17 protein-coding genes, 1 tRNA gene and 1 pseudogene are annotated in these 16,611 nt (G+C 68.4%); 3 read left to right on the forward strand and 16 right to left on the reverse strand.

Going from position 1 to position 16,611, the window contains the following annotated elements; translation table 11 throughout:
• Positions 1-98: 98 nt before the first annotated feature.
• From JOE48_RS08675 to JOE48_RS08710, 8 genes and pseudogenes are all read right to left on the reverse strand, one after another.
• A complete protein-coding gene (locus JOE48_RS08675) occupies positions 99-584 on the reverse strand; it encodes a YidB family protein (protein ID WP_210029209.1) in 486 nt (161 codons plus the stop codon).
• A 67-nt stretch (positions 585-651) separates the two neighbouring features.
• Positions 652-2,064, reverse strand: a pseudogene (locus tag JOE48_RS08680) (TAXI family TRAP transporter solute-binding subunit).
• Positions 2,065-2,208: 144 nt separating this feature from the next.
• A complete protein-coding gene (locus JOE48_RS08685; protein ID WP_210029210.1) occupies positions 2,209-2,604 on the reverse strand; it encodes a CsbD family protein in 396 nt (131 codons plus the stop codon).
• 91 nt (positions 2,605-2,695) lie between these two features.
• On the reverse strand, positions 2,696-2,899 hold the full coding sequence (locus JOE48_RS08690) for a CsbD family protein (RefSeq protein ID WP_210029211.1): 204 nt from the start codon (positions 2,897-2,899) through the stop codon (positions 2,696-2,698).
• An 80-nt stretch (positions 2,900-2,979) separates the two neighbouring features.
• The gene (locus JOE48_RS08695) at positions 2,980-3,903 is read right to left on the reverse strand and encodes a PhnA-like protein (RefSeq protein WP_210029212.1); all 924 of its coding nucleotides are present in this window, start codon (positions 3,901-3,903) and stop codon (positions 2,980-2,982) included.
• A 49-nt stretch (positions 3,904-3,952) separates the two neighbouring features.
• Positions 3,953-4,459, reverse strand: a complete 507-nt coding sequence (locus JOE48_RS08700; protein WP_210029213.1) for a CsbD family protein — start codon at positions 4,457-4,459, stop codon at positions 3,953-3,955.
• Positions 4,460-4,526: 67 nt separating this feature from the next.
• Positions 4,527-4,715 carry a CsbD family protein gene (locus JOE48_RS08705; protein WP_210029215.1) on the reverse strand — a complete coding sequence of 63 codons (189 nt, stop codon included), beginning with the start codon at positions 4,713-4,715 and terminating at the stop codon, positions 4,527-4,529.
• Complete coding sequence (locus tag JOE48_RS08710; RefSeq protein ID WP_210029216.1) at positions 4,712-6,271, reverse strand: helix-turn-helix transcriptional regulator; 1,560 nt, start codon at positions 6,269-6,271, stop codon at positions 4,712-4,714. Before JOE48_RS08710 ends, JOE48_RS08705 begins: the two co-directional genes overlap by 4 nt.
• Before the next feature lie 155 nt (positions 6,272-6,426).
• Here JOE48_RS08710 and JOE48_RS08715 point away from each other — a divergent pair, with 155 nt between their 5' ends.
• Positions 6,427-7,158 carry a sigma-70 family RNA polymerase sigma factor gene (locus JOE48_RS08715; RefSeq protein ID WP_210029217.1) on the forward strand — a complete coding sequence of 244 codons (732 nt, stop codon included), beginning with the start codon at positions 6,427-6,429 and terminating at the stop codon, positions 7,156-7,158.
• 259 nt (positions 7,159-7,417) lie between these two features.
• Here the strand turns inward: JOE48_RS08715 and JOE48_RS08720 are convergent, their stop codons facing one another.
• From JOE48_RS08720 to JOE48_RS08730, 3 genes are all read right to left on the reverse strand, one after another.
• On the reverse strand, positions 7,418-7,783 hold the full coding sequence (locus JOE48_RS08720) for a c-type cytochrome (RefSeq protein ID WP_210029218.1): 366 nt from the start codon (positions 7,781-7,783) through the stop codon (positions 7,418-7,420).
• A 209-nt stretch (positions 7,784-7,992) separates the two neighbouring features.
• Positions 7,993-8,259 carry a hypothetical protein gene (locus tag JOE48_RS08725; RefSeq protein ID WP_210029219.1) on the reverse strand — a complete coding sequence of 89 codons (267 nt, stop codon included), beginning with the start codon at positions 8,257-8,259 and terminating at the stop codon, positions 7,993-7,995.
• 190 nt (positions 8,260-8,449) lie between these two features.
• A tRNA-Glu gene (locus tag JOE48_RS08730) sits at positions 8,450-8,525 on the reverse strand.
• 104 nt (positions 8,526-8,629) lie between these two features.
• Here JOE48_RS08730 and JOE48_RS08735 point away from each other — a divergent pair.
• Positions 8,630-9,634 carry an RluA family pseudouridine synthase gene (locus JOE48_RS08735; protein WP_409518570.1) on the forward strand — a complete coding sequence of 335 codons (1,005 nt, stop codon included), beginning with the start codon at positions 8,630-8,632 and terminating at the stop codon, positions 9,632-9,634.
• A gap of 236 nt (positions 9,635-9,870) precedes the next feature.
• Positions 9,871-10,764 carry an RNA polymerase sigma factor RpoH gene (gene rpoH, locus JOE48_RS08740; protein WP_210029221.1) on the forward strand — a complete coding sequence of 298 codons (894 nt, stop codon included), beginning with the start codon at positions 9,871-9,873 and terminating at the stop codon, positions 10,762-10,764.
• A gap of 48 nt (positions 10,765-10,812) precedes the next feature.
• On the opposite strand, the gene JOE48_RS08745 is transcribed toward rpoH, so the two are convergent.
• The 5 genes from JOE48_RS08745 to purB all read right to left on the reverse strand — a co-directional run bounded on the left by JOE48_RS08745 (position 10,813) and on the right by purB (position 16,589).
• A complete protein-coding gene (locus JOE48_RS08745) occupies positions 10,813-12,231 on the reverse strand; it encodes a histidine kinase (protein ID WP_210029222.1) in 1,419 nt (472 codons plus the stop codon).
• Between the two features lie 282 nt (positions 12,232-12,513).
• A complete protein-coding gene (locus JOE48_RS08750) occupies positions 12,514-13,806 on the reverse strand; it encodes an adenylosuccinate synthase (protein WP_210029224.1) in 1,293 nt (430 codons plus the stop codon).
• A 143-nt stretch (positions 13,807-13,949) separates the two neighbouring features.
• Positions 13,950-14,282, reverse strand: a complete 333-nt coding sequence (locus tag JOE48_RS08755; protein WP_210029225.1) for a hypothetical protein — start codon at positions 14,280-14,282, stop codon at positions 13,950-13,952.
• Between the two features lie 91 nt (positions 14,283-14,373).
• A complete protein-coding gene (locus JOE48_RS08760; RefSeq protein WP_210029226.1) occupies positions 14,374-15,231 on the reverse strand; it encodes a D-amino-acid transaminase in 858 nt (285 codons plus the stop codon).
• 50 nt (positions 15,232-15,281) lie between these two features.
• On the reverse strand, positions 15,282-16,589 hold the full coding sequence (gene purB / locus JOE48_RS08765) for an adenylosuccinate lyase (RefSeq protein ID WP_210029227.1): 1,308 nt from the start codon (positions 16,587-16,589) through the stop codon (positions 15,282-15,284).
• Positions 16,590-16,611: the final 22 nt, after the last annotated feature.

The raw sequence follows: 16,611 nt of genomic DNA on the forward strand, positions 1-16,611 counted from the left end.
TCCGGGCGAAGCAATGCGCTTTTTCGGCGCGAATCGAGGCGCGCAGGAGGATCCGTCGCGGCGGCCTTGCGCCGCCACGACGGCCGGTGCGGTGCCGCTCAGCCGAGTGCCGGCAGGCGCCCGTCCGGCGAGTAGCGATCAATCGCCGAGGGCAGGTCCCGCGAGAGGCGGGCCAACACTTCGCTCTTGCTCAGGCCGGTCTGCTGCTCGAGCGCTGCCAGGGTCTCCGGACCGATGGCGCGCTCGAGGTCGGCGGCGGGGAGATCGCGGTTGGGCCCGTGATTGATCCAGGATTGTGCGGTGTCCGCGTGACCGCCCTTGGTGAAGTGCTCGATCAATTCGCCGAGGCCACTCGCGATCAGGCCGCCCGCACCGGCGGAGCCGACGCCACCGAGCACGCGCTCCAGGTTCGCCGGGATCGTCGCACTGGACCCGGCGGTCGAGCCCGGAACCTGCGGGATCGGCGAGCGGCCGGTCTCCTTGCCGTGGCCGCCCAACCATTCGGCGATCCTGTCGCGGTTCTGAAAGCCGGCCACCGCCAGAAGACCCAGCAGTGCGGTCATGGAGGGGTATCCCTTGCTCATCGCGTCGTCCTTCCTTCGATCGGGCTCGTCGGCCCGGATGATGCAGCGTTCAGCCGCCGCAATGGTTTCATTCCGCCGCGGCGGAGATTGGTCCGGCCATGTCGTCGAAAAGAGCAGCGGTCGCGTTTCCCGACCGTCCCGTCGCGATCGTACGCTTGATCGTGGAGCGGGCCGCGTCGATGGCGATCGACGCGGCCGACAGGGTTCTGGCCTCGGTCGGACGCTCGAGCGCATGTTTGGCGATCTCGCCAGCGAGATCGTCGATCTCCCGCGCCAAGACATGGAGTCTTGCCGCGTCAAACGTATCCTTTGCCTCCCGGCGGATCTCCAGGAGGCGATCGGTCGCCTCCTCCACCCGCTCCCGACGCAGCCGCGACAGGCGTTGCCCGACCCAGGCGACCCCGGAGCCGATGCCGCCGCCCAGGAACGCGATCAGGTAGATCCAGGTCTCGTAGCGCTCGATGAAGCTCTACTGCTCGCGCTCGAAATAGTCGACCGCCCCCGGATGGATCGGCAGCCGCGCGCTCGTCGCGCCCACCGTGCTGTCGTAGGCCGGCGCCTGGATGTAATCGGCGGCCGGCGTGGCGTTCGCCATGCCGCTGCGCAGCTCGAACAGGTGCTGGGTCACATCCGCCGCCACCGAGCGCGGGAGGGTCGTCCGGGCCATGAGACGATAGGATGCCCCGATCGTGTGGACGTCCTCGGCCGGGACCTTGGGGCTACCGCCGAAGGTCTCGGCCGGCATGGTCACGACCTGGAGCCGCGGCAGGCGTGCGACGAGCGCATCGGCGTTCTCGACATCGACGAACGACACCTTTTGTGTCCGGCTCGACTTCTGCACGATGGTGACGATGCGCTGCGCCGCCGGTGCCGTCGGCGCGATCACCGAGATGACGGCGTCGGCGCGCTTGCGGGCGATGGCGTCGGCCAGGTCCGCCTCGGCGATCTCCACGAGAGCCACATGACGCGGCGGCACAGCGCCCTGCGGTTCGGTCGTGATCAGCGTCAGGCCGTAATGACCGAGCAGGGCCCGGATCAGCGCCTCGTCGGCGTCCCGGTGGGCCAGGATGGCGAGCCGCTTGCGGTCGAGATCGGGAAACCGCGTGATCCCGGAGCCGTCCGGCGCGGCGATGATCATGGCCTGATCCCGCAGGATCGCGAGGGTCAGGCCGTTGTCGGGCAGATCGACGTCCGGCCGGACGACCGCCAGGTCGGCACGGCCGTCGCGCAGGGCCTCGGCGCTGTCACGCACGTCGTCGAAAGCCAGGATCCTGAGGCGGATCTCCTTATGCCGCTTGGTCAAGGCATCCGCATAGGCCTGGATCAGGGCTGGCTCGGTCCCGTCGCGAGGCGCGACCGCAACGGTCAGGACGGTGGCACGCGAGGCCCAGTAGGCCGCGACCGCCGCCACGCCCAGCAGGATCGCGAGCGCCAGGAAGATGAATTCCCGGCGCAGGAGGATCGTCGAAAACCCTCTCACTGCGGCAGAGCCCGTCTGCGGGATGTCGCTAGAAGGTCCGTCTGGGTCCGCCGCGGCCACCGTAACGGCGACCGAGATAGGCGATGATCTTCGGCACGATGAAGGCCGTCAGGATCTTGCGCAGCATGGTTCAAAACTCCTTGATCAGCGAGTGCGTCGAGCGAGCCAGCCGGCCGCGAAGGCCAGCGCACCCAGCCCGAGCAGCGTGTTGGTGCGGTTGCGGTCGATCGTGCTGACCGCACGGCGTCCGTAGATCTCGCCGCGACGGCTCAGGTCCCGGGCGGTCTCCCGAGCCCGCTGGCGACCATCGTCGATCAGGCGATCGGCCCGCGCGCGCGCGACCTCGGCGAGGTGGCGACCGTCTTCGGCGAGATCCTCGGCCCGGTCCCGGGCGCGGCCATAGGCATATTGCGCGCCGCCGGCGACCTGATTCACGGCGCCGCGGACCTGTCGGGCGGGATCGCCGGTGATGCCGCCGAGGGTCGTCTGGGCGCGACCCTTGAGGTGACGGGACGCGCCACGGATCTGGTCGCGGTTCATGGGGAACTCCTGTCTCTAAATCGTCTGTCGCGATGGGGTGTCCGCCTCGCAGGCATGGATGACGCCGGGCCTGCCGGCGCCATCCTTGAGATCACCGCTTGCCGGTGACCTTGTCGGCGAGGTTCTTGGCGCCGTCCTTGACGTCGCCGACCGTCTTCTGCGCCTCGCCCTTCAGTTCCTGGGCCTTGCCCTCGGCCACGAGCTTGTCGCTGCCGGTTGCCTTGCCGGCTGCCTGCTTGACGTTGCCGACAGCTTCGTTGGCCAGGCCCTTGATCTTGTCGGTGGTGCTGCTCATCGCGTGCTCTCCTTCAGGTGGGTTGGCCGGCCTCGCGCCGGTATGAGCGGCTCCCGCGCACATGCGGGAGCCGATGGGGATCAGAGACGGCGGGTCTCGTAGGCGCCGAGCAGGGTCGCGGGCTTCGGGGCGCCGAGACGGCCGCCGAAGAAGGCAGCGAGCGCTCCGAGGACCAGCGCCAGGGCGGCGTAGAAGGCGCCCTGGGTGGCCGCCGACTTCGCCGTCACGGCGGCCGCTTCAGCCTTCTGCTTGGCGGTGGACACCGCCTGCTCGTACTGCTTCTCGTAATCCTGCACCTGCTGGCGGGCCTGATCGACCGGGATGTTCTGCGCCTTGGCCAGGGCGTCGGCCGCGCGGGCCTCGGCCTGCTGCTTCTGGTTCGCGTCGCCCGTGAACAGCGCCTTGATGGCTGCAACCGCCGCATCGCGGGCCGCCTGGGGATCCTGACCGGAGGCCTGCTCGCGGACCTTCTGCTCGATGCCGTCCAGCGGGTTCTGGATCTTGGTCAGGGACGGGGCCGCGGCCTGCGCGGCGGTCTGCACGGTGCCGCCGACGAGATTGCCCGCGCCACCCAGCGCGCCCGAAACCGTGCTGAGCGTGCCGCCGATCAAGCCGCTGGCGGCCGACGTCAGAAGGTAAAGAACCACCAGGGTCGTGACCGCCCAGGACACCAGGCCGTGCAGGGCGGCCGCACCCGGCAGCGGCTTGCCGGAGAGTCGGCCCGCGATGGCCCCACCAGCCAGCGAGGCGACGATGCCGGAGGCGACGAACCATACGCCCGCGCCCAGCGAGACGGTGGAGGCCGCCGGGTTGTCGGCGCCGTTGGTGCCCACCGAGGCCAACCCGACGCCGACGCCGACGAGATTGACGACGACCTGGGTCACCAGCGCGGTCACGGCGCCGGCGAAGATGGCACCCCAGGAGACTTGGTTCAGCACGACGGCACGCGTATCGGCGTGCGCGTCGGCGCCGAGGGGTGTTGCAACGCTCTGGATGGTGGTCACTCTATCACTCCGGGTCTTGGGTCGTTGACGATTGAGAGAAGCTGGCGGCTCAGTCGCGGGAGGCGCTGACGAGGAGGCCGAGGCCGAACCCGGCCAAGCCGGCGATCAACAGGGAAGCCAGCGGATACTCAGCCACCTGATGGCTGACCTCACGGCTGCCGCGGCGCAGGTAATGGCCGCCGCGCTCATAGGCGTCCTCGGCATAGTCGTAGGCCTCGTCGGCGGCGCGACGCACGCCGCGCTCGGCCCGGACGTAGTGATCCTCCACGGCGCCCTGGGCGCGGCGAACGCGGGTTTCGGCATCGTCCGATCCGATGCGGTCATCCACCGCGTCACGAAGCTTGCCGCCGAGGTCGCGGGCGGTATCGGCAACCTGCTTGGCAGCGCCGCGGATCGTGTCCTTCGCCTGACCGTAGACCCCCTCGGCCTGACCGGCCGCCTCGCGGGCACGGCCCTCAAGGGAGTCCCGCTTGGATCCGGTCAGGTCGCCGACAGCGCCCTGTACCTTGCCGCCAAGCTCCCGCGCGGCGCCCGTAATACGATCCGTGTCGACCATGTCGTTCTCCTCTCTGGTTGTGTTCGATTGCGCGGCGCCCAGCCAAAGGGCGCCGGATCGGTTCGCGCTAGCGCTGATCCGGGCCCGAGGGCTTGGATCGTCCCGGCGCGGCTCCGTCGGGCTCGGCCGCGCGAACGCCGCGCTTATTGCGCCGCCCCTTGGCTTCGACCCGGCTCTCGCCGGTCAGCTTGCCAATGGCTTCCATCACGGAGGCCTTGAGGTGATCGGCGGAAGGTGAATTCCTGTTTTCGGTCATGGGCGCTTCGTGGTCCGCGAGACGTTCGGTCCTCGACCGAAAGATGTGCGCCCGTCCATGCCGATCAATGATGCAGATGTACCGGTAGAGTGATCTTCATCTGCCGGTATGCTCAGCGGGAACCCGTTCTCCCGCCCCCAGACGACCGCTTCGCTTCGTTTGTGGATGCCGAGCTTACGGTAGAGCGCAGCGCCATGATTGCGCACGGTGTTGCGCGACAGTCTGAGCTTCCGGGCGATCGCGTCATCGTCGAGGCCCGAACAGATGAGGTTCAGGATCTGGCGTTCCCGGACCGTGAGGTTGGGCGCCGAGCCATCCGCTCCTTCGCGGTCGGGCCGGCGCAGGTTAGCCAGCTTCTCGATCAGGCCCCGGCTGAACCACGAGGTATCGGCCATCACGGTCTCGATCGCATCAAACAATTCGCGCTCGGAATGCTTGCGCTCCGTGATGTCCTGGACGACCAGGAGCACGAACCCGGCCTCGTTGATGGCGACCCGCTCGGCGGAGACGAGACAGTCGAGGTGGGCGCCGCTTTCGTGTCTCAGGCACACCTCGGCGCCGCGCACGGAGCCGTTCCGATCCAGCGCCGCCTCGACCTGAAGGCGTTGCGCGTCGCTCACCCACAGCCCGGCCTCGGTCAGGCTGCGGCCGACGATGCGGTCCTCGCCCAGGCCGAAGACGCGGCCGAAGGCTTCGTTGACGCCGGTGACCTGGTAATTCTCGGCCCGCACCAAGACGGTGGGAACGGGCGTCAGCCGGAACGCCTTGGCGAAGCGCTCTTCGCTCTGCCGCAGGGCGGTCTCGGCTTTCCGGCGCAGATCGAGATCCGCGAAGGTGAACAGCATGCAGGGCTCGTCGCCCATGGCGATCGGCTGGCCCGCCACGATGACGAAGCGCGAGCCGCCGTCGGGCAGATCCAGGCAGGCCTCCATCTGCGGGATGGTGGCCCCCTCGTTCAGGCGCGAGACCGCGAGATCCCGGTTACGCGAGCCTGCCAGAACGTCGACCTCGTAGACGCTGCGGCCGATCACGGCATCGCGGGTGTAGCCGGTCATCTCCAGGAAGCCGTGATTGACCTTGACGTGCCGCAGGTCGGACAAGCGCGTGATCACCGCGGGCGCGGGATTGGCGTTGAAGGTCGCCTCGAAGCGCGCCTCAGCCTCGAACTGGTCGGACACATCCTTGAGGATCAGCGCCAGGCAGCTCGGATTGCCGTCGCGGTCGGTGGCCACCAGACTGCGCAGCGAATGGACGAAATCCATGTCGGGCTTGTCGGCGCGTTTCACCTCGACGATCACATCGTGGAACCGCTCGCCCGCGAGGACGCGCTCGATCGGGTAATGGTTCGGCGTGAGATTGTTGCGGTAGCGCAGGGCGAAGCGCTGCCGGTACGCATCGACGGTCGATCCGAGTTCGTCGAGGCTTTCGGCGCCGTGCATCGCGAGCGCGGCTTCGTTGGCGTACGCGATGGTCTGGTCGGGCTCGACCAGGATCACGCCCTCGCTGAGGCCGGCGATGATCTGCCGGAGTTCATGCCTGTCGACACCAGCCGTCACAGCCTGTCTCAACCCTTGGTACCGTCCCTGCCCATTCGGCAGCGGGGCACAAACGGGTTGCGCGCAAGCGGGTTCCACCACCCATGTTATTTTCCTGGTATACTCGCATCATTGACGTGGGCGATTTCAGTTAGTGATAAATGATCGGGCCTCACATGGGCCCCATCACCCGCCGAGCAGGCGACCTTTCCCAATCGACACGAGTGCTATCCGTGCAGCCCGCCGACAAACAGCGGGAACCGGCCGATGCGTCCGGCTCCGTCATTTCCCAGGTGCATGCCCAGCTCGGCGAGCAGCTGCGGCAATACTATTCAGAAGTTGTAGAGATTGATCCAGGCTCCCGCCTTGGTAGGGTCCTGGCACGCCTCTCGGCGGCGCTCGATGCCGCCGAGGCCGACCGACAGGTTCCTGGCGCCTTCAAGGACGAGCTGATCGGCATAGTGCCGCGCCTGCGCCGGTACGCCATGTCGCTGGCCTTCGACAGCAGCGAGGCCGACGACCTCGTGCAGCTCACGCTGCTCAAGGCCTGGGAGCATCGCGAACGGTTTCAACCGGGTACCAGCCTTGTTGCCTGGCTGTTCACGATCCTGCGCAACGGCTTCATCAACGGGCGCCGCAAGCGTCGGTACGAGGTTCCGGATCCCAACGGCCTTCACGCCGCCGCCTTGACGGAGCCGGCGGGACAGGATCACGCGCTGCACTTGCAGGAGGTGCAGGCCGCCCTCGACCGCCTCGAACCGCCGCACCGCGAGGCGCTGATGCTGATCGCGGTCGAGGGCCTCCCCTACGACGACGCCGCGGTTGTGCTCGGCTGCCCTCCCGGCACCGTGAAGAGCCGTGTGAGCCGGGCGCGCGACCGGCTGATCCGCGTGCTGGGTGAGGCCTGAACCGAAAAAGGACCCCGCGCGGCGATGCCGGCGGGGTTGAAGGAAGACGGCGTTCGGTGCGTTACGCCGAGCGCCTTTGCGAAGTCTAGCATTACCGCAGATGCCGAATAGCCCTCGCGGTGACAAATAGACTCAAATATTACGATGACACGACCCGTGTTTACGCCTAGTACCTACGAAATAAATTGTGCACTGACCGCACGACAAAAGAGCCGACAAGGGCACATCTGCCTTTGTCGGCGCACGATTCGCGCCCGGCTCAGGACTGCGTCTTGAGGTAGGCGATCACGTCGTTGATCTTCTTGTCGTCCGGGTAGCCCTGGAAGATCATCTTGTTGCCCGGAACCTTCGCCTTCGGGTTCTTCAGCCATTCGTGGAGTGTGGCCTCGTCCCAGGTCAAGCCGGAATTCTTCAGCGCGGCGGAGTAGTTGTAGCCCTCATAGGTGCCCGCCTTGCGGCCGACGACGCCCTTCAGGTCCGGACCCACGCCGTTCTTCTGGAAGTTGTGGCACGCCTTGCACGGGGCGAATGCCTTCTCGCCGGCGGCCGCGTCGCCGGCCTCCTGGGCCTGAACTGACAGCGGGATCAGGGCGGCAAGGATGGCGCCGAGAACGAATGAACGCATGAACTTCCTCTTGAGCCGAGCGGGTTCGTTCGCGATGAGAACCCTTGGCGTTGCGAGAGGTAGACGTCCGTTGTTCCGCCTTAATCCGGCCGCCGCTTGCGCCAGGCAATTTTTCGAGCGGAACCGGTAAGACCGGCCGGATCGAAGCCACAAGCGCCCTCGCCTCTCTCCGAACGCAGGCCGATGTCTCCGCAGGGCTTCGGAGGAGCCTATCGTGCCAGGACGGCGGCCACGCGGATCAGACCGTCGGCTCGCGCGGCCGGATCCGTGCCGATAGGGGCGACCCCGTCGCCGGCCACCGAGCGGGCCAAGCCCCGCCGCTCTCGGATCGGCCGGTCCGGGTGATCGAAATCGTGGTCGGCGGCAAGATACACCGGGATGGCGACGGGCTCGCCGCGCGCCTGGGCGTCCGCGGCAAGGCTCTGAAAGGCGGTCGCGCCCGTCCAGTCATCCGCACCGCCGACCAGGATCCGCAACGGCACACGATCGCGCCAGCCGCGGTCGGCTCGCGCGCGGCATCCGGGACGGAACGCCACGGCCCGGGCCCATGGCAGCCGAGCGTCCGAGACACGCGCATCTGTGCCAGACGGCACGGTCCCACCGCGGAAGCAGGTTCGGATCCCACCTCCGTCAAGGCGGTGTCCAGAGGGAAGAAAAATGCGCCGGTGGCGCTCCCAAGGGGAATCGAACCCCTGTTTTCGCCGTGAGAGGGCGACGTCCTAGACCGCTAGACGATGGGAGCTTTCCGGCGGCGCGGGGGTGCTATAGCCACGACCCGCCGGGGGAGCAAGAGCCTTCCTCAGGAAATCCGCGTCGGCGGATCGAATCGGATGCGGACGGATCGTGGTGGACAAGGACGTCGAAGAGCGGTTCGGGATTGTCGCGGAGGGCGGTGTCCGGCTCGACCGGGCATTGGTGGCCCTGTTCCCGGACCTGTCGCGAGCCCGGTTGCAGGATCTCATCCGTGAGGGTCAGGTGCGCCGGGGGGACGGCACATCGCTGCGCGATCCCGCATCGAAGGTCGGTGCCGGCGTGCAGCTCGCCCTGACGGTGCCGCAGCCTAAGGCCGCCGAGCCGGCGGCGGAGGCCGTCGACCTGCCGATCGTGTACGAGGACGACGACCTGATCGTGATCGACAAGCCGGCCGGGCTCGTCGTCCATCCGGCGCCCGGACACGAGAGCGGGACCCTGGTCAACGCCCTGATCGCCCATTGCGGCGCGAGCCTCTCGGGGATCGGCGGCGTTCGCCGGCCCGGCATCGTCCATCGCCTCGACAAGGATACGAGCGGCCTGATCGTGGTCGCGAAGAACGATGCCGCCCATCAGGGGCTGACCAGCCAGTTTGCCGACCATGGCCGGACCGGGCCGCTGGAACGCGCCTACATGGCCGTGGTCTGGGGGTTGCCGCAGCCGCGCACCGGCACCATCCGGGCGAATCTGGCGCGCTCCCGCTACCATCGCGAGAAGATCGCGGTCGTTTCCGATGAGGCCGGCCGCCACGCGGTGACGCATTACGCGGTCGCCGAGACCTATCCGGAGGCGACCCTGGTCCGTTGCCAGCTCGAAACCGGGCGGACGCACCAGATCCGCGTGCACCTCGCCCATCGCGGCCACCCGCTCCTCGGCGACAGTGTCTACGGCGGCGCTTTCCGCACCAAGGCCGCGCGCTTGAAGCCGGCAGCGCGCGACGCGCTTGCAGCTTTGGGCCGGCAGGCACTCCACGCGGAAATGCTCGGATTCAGCCACCCGCGCACGCGGCAGACCCTTCGTTTCGAGAGCCGCCTGCCGCCCGATCTCACCGAACTCGTGACGGCGCTGCGGTCAGAAGCCGAGAGTCCCGCGCGACTGTAACCGGAGCCGAGCAACGTGCGAAAGGTCACCCCGTACCGCGTCACTTCGTGACATGGTACGACTTAATCGGCCGTTGGCGCGTTGATGACGACGTGAGTGTCTTCAACCGCGACCGGCTCCCCGGCAACCCGTATGAGATGGGTGGTCGGCAGGGTCGGCTCAAGAGCGGCCCGAGTGGACGGCACTATTGCCCGTCGCGTCCGCCCTCAAGGGGGACATAGGTTCAGGAGAAAGCCATGGCCGGTGCGCTACCCGTGCTCGCCAACGAAGGTGGCCTGTCGCGCTACCTCGATGAAATCCGCAAGTTCCCGATGCTGGAGCCGACGGAAGAGTTCACCCTGGCCAAGAGCTGGCGTGAAGCCGGCGACCGGGAGGCTGCGCACAGGCTCGTGACCTCGCACCTGCGCCTCGTCGCGAAGATCGCGATGGGTTATCGCGGCTACGGGCTGCCGATCGGCGAGGTGGTGTCCGAGGGCAATGTCGGCCTCATGCAGGCGGTCAAGCGTTTCGATCCCGACAAGGGCTTCCGGCTCGCCACCTACGCCATGTGGTGGATCAAGGCGGCAATCCAGGAATACATCCTTCGATCCTGGTCGCTCGTGAAGATGGGCACCACGGCGAACCAGAAGAAGCTGTTCTTCAACCTGCGCAAGGCGAAGGGCAAGATCTCGGCTCTGGACGAGGGCGACCTCAAGCCCGATCAGGTGAAGCAGATCGCGACCCGCCTCGGCGTGCCCGAACAGGACGTGATCGACATGAACCGGCGCCTGTCCGGTGACACGTCGCTCAACGCCCCCTTGCGCGAGGAGGGCGAGGGCGAGTGGCAGGATTGGCTCGTCGACAACGCGCCCAGCCAGGAGACTGTGCTGGCCCGTGAGCAGGAGGGGCAGAACCGCCTCTCGGCTCTGCGCGATGCGCTGAGCGTCCTCAATCCGCGCGAGCGGCGCATCTTCGAGGCCCGGCGGCTCGCCGAGGACCCGATCACCCTGGAGGATCTCTCGGGCGAGTTCGGCGTGTCGCGCGAGCGGGTGCGGCAGATCGAGGTGCGCGCCTTCGAGAAGGTTCAGGAAGCGGTCAAGCGCAACATCGCCAGCCGTGAATTGCCCCGGGCCGGCATCGAGGCCCATTGACGGACCGGCCCGGCGCGCGACTGCGCGCCGGCATCTGTGACCAGTGACTCACTGCCAGGTTTCGAAGGCGCTCTGAAACACCTGCGCGCCGGCTGATCCCTTCTCGAACGTCAGGACCGCGCGCTTGCCGGTGGTGTAGCGCAGAGCCAGATCGAACCAGTTGCGGTGAAGCAGCAGATCGGTGTTCCGCTCGACATCGTTCGGCAGCGACGACAGGCCGATCAGGAACAGGTTGTCACGGACGCGGACCGGCAGGCCCGAGACCGGCGATCCGCGGGCATTCTGCTCGTCCTTCGCCTGCAGCAGGCCGACATCCTGCACGGTGCGGGCTGGCCCGTTGCCGGTCTGGCTGAAAGCCAGACTGACCGTGTGCGAGGCCGGTAAGGTCGTGTCGAGATTGCGCTGGAGCGTCATCACCAGGGTCAGCCCCGCGTCGGGAAACGTGACCGTGGCGACCACCGCACTCTGAAGCGGCTGCCCCTGCTCACCGTTGACGGTCTCGAGGCGCCACGTCACCCGGCCGGATGTGCTCGTCGGCTGCGCGTTCTCGGTTCCCGAGGCTTCCTCGATCAGTTCGGCCCGTTGCGCGACCGCGACACTGGCCTCGGTCGGGGCCGTGACCGGGCGCGGCGTCGCGCCACCTTCCGGGCGCGCTGCGATCTTCGGCACCGGCGCGGCGTCGCCGCCGACGCGATCGCCGAACTTGGCGTCGCCCTCGGGCTGCTGCGTATCCGCCGTTTCGGCCCCGTTCGGACGGAGTGTTTGCGGACGGTCGCGCAGAAGGAACGCCGCCACGGCGATGAGCCCGATCACCACCGCCAGCACGGAGCCGACGAAGACGTTGCGCAGCACCCGTGAACGGCCTGTGCGCGGCGGCACCACCTCGATGCGCGGACGCTGGCGTCCGCTGCCGGCCTCGCCAGCGGCGGAAAGGTCGGGCTCTTCCGCGCCGGTCGGGATCGCCGAAGCTGGCGGCTCCGGCGTCTCTGGCGCGGCGATCTGGACGGAGCCGGGGCGTGGCGGCGCGATCGGGAGCGGGGCCTCGCGGGGCTCCTCGGGTTCGGGCCTGGATTCAGGGGCGAGACTCGGCGCAGCGAAGGCAACCGGCCCGGCTGGGGGCAGGACGGGCTCCGGCTCCGTGAGCGCCGGCGGGGGCGGCGACGGCTCCGGGATGTCTGGTGTCCGGTCCGCCGGCTCCTCGATCGCCGGCTGCGCCGGTCCAGGCCCCTGCGCGGCGTCGTTGGCCGGAGCCGGCAGACCCCCGTGATCGATCTCGAGCCGCTCGATCGCGGTATCGAGAGCCCGGCGCTCGAGGTCGATGTCGCTCTCGGACAGGGGCGGATCGAGCGAGCGGAGCTGACTGATCAGGGCGTTGCGCGCGCGGTCGTAGACCGCCTTGCGCAAGGCGGGTGTTCGATCCGGCAGCGCGTCGAGAGCGCGTGCCAGAAGCGGATAGTAATCGGCCATGATGCCCTGGTCCGCCCCCTTCGGCCACCGTCCGGCAGCACCGGTCGAGGGCCGGGGACCGAGGGCCGCTCCCGCCCGTCAGGGTCGGTCACGGCCCGTCGGCCGGTTATGTCGTGATCCGCCGCGCGGAACCGCGTCCGCGCCTCGGTGACCGAGATGGTGCCGGGGCAGCCATCAGGATGGCCGCCCGTCCGCGCGCCCGTTCTAGATCAAGCGGGCACGGGCTGGATACAGTCGGGGTGTTCAAAAACTTGCGCCGTCAACGGGATAGAGAGCGACGCGTCAATCCTCAAAGGGATTGTGCATCAGGATCGTGTCGTCGCGCTCCGGCGAGGTCGACAGGAGTGCCACCGGCGCGCCGATCAATTCCTCGATTCGGCGGACATACTTGATCGCTTGCGCCGGCAGATCCGCCCAGGAGCGGGCGCCCGCCGTCGTCTCGGACCAGCCGGGGATCACCTCGTAGACCGGCTCGACCCGCGCCTGCGCGGCCTGGCTCGCCGGCAGGTGGTCGATCGGTTGGCCGTCCAGCAGGTAGCCGGTGCAGACGCGGATCTCCTCGAAGCCGTCGAGGATGTCGAGCTTGGTCAGCGCGATGCCATGGATGCCGGAGGTGCGCACGGTCTGGCGGACCAGGACGGCATCGAACCAGCCGCAGCGTCGCTTGCGCCCGGTATTCACGCCGAACTCGCGGCCACGGCTGCCGATGGTCTCGCCGATCTCGTCGAACAACTCGGTGGGGAACGGCCCCTCGCCCACCCGCGTGGTGTAGGCCTTGGCGATGCCCAGCACATAGCCGATCGCGCCCGGGCCGAGGCCCGAACCCGTCGCTGCCTGCGCGGCCACGATGTTGGAGGAGGTGACGAAGGGATAGGTGCCGTGATCGACATCGAGCAAAGCGCCCTGCGCGCCCTCGAACAGGATGCGCTTGCCGGCCCGGCGCTCCTCGTCGAGCAGCGCCCAGACGGTGTCGGCGTAAGGCAGGATCTTCGGGGCGATCGCCGTCAGCTCGGAAAGCAGCGCCTCGGCATTCACCTCGTCGATCCCGAGGCCGCGCCGCAGGGCGTTGTGGTGGGTCAGCACGCGCTCGATCTTGGCCGGGAGTGCCTCGGGATCGGCGAGATCGACGACGCGGATCGCCCGGCGCCCGACCTTGTCCTCGTAAGCCGGCCCGATTCCGCGTTTGGTCGTGCCGATCTTGAGCCCGGTATTCGCCGTTTCGCGAAAATGGTCCAGCTCCCTGTGGAGCGGCAGAATCAGCGTGGCGTTGTCGGCGATCCGCAGGGATGTGGGCGAGACCTCGACGCCTTGCGCCCTGATCCGCTCGATCTCGTCGACGAGGTGCCAGGGGTCGACAACCACGCCGTTGCCGATCACCGAGAGCTTGCCGCCGCGGACCACGCCCGACGGCAGCAGCGCGAGCTTATAGGTCACGCCGTCGATGACGAGCGTGTGGCCGGCATTGTGCCCGCCCTGGAACCGGACCACGATGTCGGCCTGCTCGGAGAGCCAGTCGACGATCTTGCCCTTGCCCTCGTCGCCCCACTGGGCGCCCACAACGACGACGTTGGCCATGCCTGCCTGCTTACCCGCGACGGAAACCGGGACGCCGCCGTCCGCGGGTGCGGGCGGCGTACGTCGTGAGCCGTTTCCGCGATCCGGGCAGCGAAATCAAGCAATTCGCCGCATGGCAGCCGGTATAGCTGCCGCGCGGATGCCTACTTCGCCTCGGTCCCGGGCGCGCGGCCCGGCAGTTGATCGGGCTTGATCACCGGCATCGAACCGGACTGGTCGGGCTTGACCACGGTTCCCGTCGTCCCGGTCTCCGGCGGCTTGATGACGCCGTCGTTCTGCTGAAGCTTGTCGCTGAGCGACTGGTCCCTGGGCGGCGCATCCGCGCTCGGACGAACCCGGTCCGGCGGCGTCTGCGTCCCGGACGGGAGAGCCGGATCGGAATCGCGCCCTTTCAGAGGCGCATCGAGATTCTGGGCATAGGCGGGCAGCGCGACCAGCGTCGCCGCCACCGCCGCGAGCAGGAACTTCTTCGGCACGATCGGCCTCCCCTCTCTCAGGATACGAATTCGGGGAGGAACAGCCGGGGGCAGCATCCGTTCCTGCCCCTTCCAGAGAGACCTCTCCGACTCAGCCCTGGCGCGCCGTCTCGATGTACAATTCGCGCAGGCGCCGGGTCAGCGGGCCGGGCCGGCCTTCGCCGATCCGCTTCCCGTCGATCTCCACAACCGGCATCACGAAGGCCGAGGCGCTGGTGTAGAACGCCTCCTGAGCTTCGTAGGCCTCGGCAACCGGGATCAGCCGCTCCTCGATCCGCAGATCCGCCTCCTGGGCGAGCCGCAGAACCGAAGCCCGGGTTATGCCGGGCAGCAGGGCCGTGGATAGCGGGCGGGTCACGAGAACCCGCTCGCGGCTGACGATGAAGGCCGTGGACGACGAGCCCTCCGTCACCGCCCCGTCCTCGACCATCCAGGCCTCGGCGACACCGGCCTCGGCCGCCTGCTGCTTGGCGAGCACCTGCGCCAACAGGGCCACCGACTTGATGTCCCGACGCTTCCAGCGCAGGTCCTCGACGGTGATCACCCGGGCGCCGCTCTCGGCGAGCGGGTTGGCCAGCACGGTCTTGGCCTGCGTGAACATCATCACGGTCGGCGCGACATCGCCTTTCGGGAAAGCGAAGTCGCGCTCGGCGACGCCGCGCGTCACCTGCATGTAGACGAGCCCCTCGGCGACGCCGTTGCGGGCGACCAGCTCGGTCTGCAGGCGCTCCCAGCCGGCGGCATCGTGCGGGTTGCGGATGCCGATCTCTCCCAGGGAGCGATCGAGGCGCGCGAGATGCGCGGCGTTGTCGACGAGCATGCCGTCGATGATCGCGGAGACCTCGTAGATCCCGTCCGCGAACAGGAAGCCGCGATCCATGATCGGCACACGGGCCTCCTCGAAGGGAAGGAATGCGCCGTTGAGGTAGACGATGCGGGGTGAGGTCACGGATTGCCTTCCTGTGTTCGTCGCGGGCCCAAGCAGGAATCGTGCGGCGCTCAGGGCGCGCCGAACACCCGCGAGAAGATCGTGTCCACGTGCTTGAAGTGGTAGCCGAGATCGAAGCACTCCTCGATCTGCTCCGGCGCGAGCGCCGCGGTGACCTCGGGATCGGCCTTGAGGAGCGCCAGGAAGTCGCCCTCCCCGCGCCAGACCGGCATCGCGTTGCGCTGGACCAGACGGTAGGCATCCTCGCGCGACACGCCGGCCTGCGTGAGCGCCAGCAGGACCCGCTGCGAATGGACGAGGCCGCCGAGCCGGTCGAGGTTCTTCTGCATGTTGGCCGGGTAGATCAGCAGCTTCTCGATCACGCCGGTCATGCGGGCGAGCGCAAAGTCGAGGGTCACGGTCGCGTCCGGGCCGATCATCCGCTCGACCGACGAGTGCGAGATGTCGCGCTCGTGCCAGAGCGCCACGTTCTCGAGCGCCGGCGTGACGTAGCCGCGGACCATGCGGGCGAGGCCGGTGATGTTCTCGGTGAGCACCGGGTTGCGCTTGTGCGGCATGGCCGAGGAGCCCTTCTGACCCTCGGAGAAGAACTCCTCGGCCTCCAGCACCTCGGTGCGCTGAAGGTGGCGGATCTCGATGGCGAGTCGCTCCAGCGACGAGGCGACGACGCCGAGCGTGGCGAAGAACATCGCGTGCCGGTCGCGCGGGATGACCTGGGTTGAGACCGGTTCGGCGGTCAGGCCCATCTTCTCGGCGACGTATTGCTCCACGCGCGGGTCGATGTTGGCGAAGGTGCCGACGGCTCCGGAGATCGCGCAGGTGGCGACCTCCGCGCGGGCCGCCACGAGCCGGCTCCGGTTGCGCTCGAACTCGGCATAGGCCTGGGCGAGCTTCAGCCCGAAGGTCACCGGTTCCGCATGGATGCCGTGCGAGCGGCCGATGGTGGGCGTGAGCTTGTGCTCGTAGGCCCGCGCCTTCAGGGCGGACAGCAGCGCGTCCACATCGGCGATGAGGATGTCGGCCGCGCGCACGAGTTGCACGTTGAGGCAGGTGTCGAGCACGTCCGAGGAGGTCATGCCCTGGTGGACGAAGCGCGCCTCGGGACCGACGATCTCGGCGAGATGCGTCAGGAACGCGATCACGTCGTGCTTCGTCACGGCCTCGATGGCGTCGATCCGGGCCACGTCGAAGATGGCGTCCCTGCCCTTCGCCCAGACGGTCTCGGCGGCCTCCTTCGGCACCACGCCGATCTCGGCCAGCGCGGTCGTCGCGTGCGCCTCGATCTCGAACCAGATCCGGAACCGGCTCTCGGGCGACCAGATCGCGGTCATCGCGGGGCGGCTATAGCGGGGGATCATGAAGGCCTCGGCACGGTCCGGA

This window comes from Methylobacterium sp. PvR107 (assembly GCF_017833295.1).
Taxonomy (GTDB): domain Bacteria; phylum Pseudomonadota; class Alphaproteobacteria; order Rhizobiales; family Beijerinckiaceae; genus Methylobacterium.